General features: G+C 51.3%; 1 protein-coding gene and 1 pseudogene. One reads left to right on the top strand and one right to left on the bottom strand.

Going from position 1 to position 764, the window contains the following annotated elements:
• Positions 1-36: 36 nt before the first annotated feature.
• On the bottom strand, positions 37-408 hold the full coding sequence (locus IFT47_RS27290) for a helix-turn-helix domain-containing protein (protein WP_244656102.1): 372 nt from the start codon (positions 406-408) through the stop codon (positions 37-39).
• Between the two features lie 129 nt (positions 409-537).
• On the opposite strand from IFT47_RS27290, the pseudogene IFT47_RS27285 reads away from it, so the two are divergent.
• Positions 538-764 (top strand): annotated as a pseudogene (locus IFT47_RS27285) (phage/plasmid replication domain-containing protein); the annotation flags it as partial.

Here is a 764-nt window from a genome sequence, read left to right as displayed (position 1 = left end):
GTAACACCCCCACTTTGGTATGCAATCGCATACTTTTTATGCCACGTGCTGCCTCGATGCCTCTTCCTCGATGCTTGCCAATAGACCTCCTACCATGCTCCTTGCGAGCGGTTTTAGTTCGTCCGGTAGGTCGTTGAAGCGCCTGAATAAAGCCCTCATTTCTGGTGACACGTCCCTGTCCTGCTTTTCCAACAGTATTTCGTCGGTAGAGCATCCGAAAAGTCTTGCCATCATTACCACCTTGTCACCAGGTGGTGCGTTTTTGTCCTTCTCCCACCCTGCGACCGTGTTTTCCCCGCTCTCAATCGCTTCCGCCAGCGTTTTCTGGGACATTCCCACCGCTTCTCGTTTTTGCCTGATGTTTTCGCCGATGCTCATTGGTAGCTCTGCCGCAATGTGGTGATGCATTAACCCTAACTCCTGTATGCCTATACATGCCCGACATATGGTGGCATGTCCCACCAAATAACGCTTGTCACGGCTCCGCGAGATATCGTAGCATCCTCCACATTATTTGGGGGCTTGACAGGATTTCCAATGTTTTACGACTGGATCAAAGCGTTTCAGGATTATGACTACGATCTTCCCAAGGTCGGAGATGTCATTACCCGTCGCTTCGACGTCGATACCGATGAGCTTCTGTCCACCAGCGTTCCCGCTTTTTTTGCTGAAGGCAGTTACTCGACGACGTTTCGAATTCACGTTTGCGGGCGCCGCATCACTGTCGACGGTAATCCTTCCCGTCTCAATCGCCTTGATAACGT

The organism is Pseudomonas sp. CFBP 13711 (genome assembly GCF_014842265.1).
Lineage (GTDB): Bacteria > Pseudomonadota > Gammaproteobacteria > Pseudomonadales > Pseudomonadaceae > Aquipseudomonas.
This window is presented reverse-complemented; position numbering and strand designations above follow the sequence as displayed.

Bases quoted from the DNA above. Each gene is read 5' to 3' on its own strand.
- IFT47_RS27290 (WP_244656102.1), bottom strand. From the start codon at position 408: ATGCATCACCACATTGCGGCAGAGCTACCAATGAGCATCGGCGAAAAC.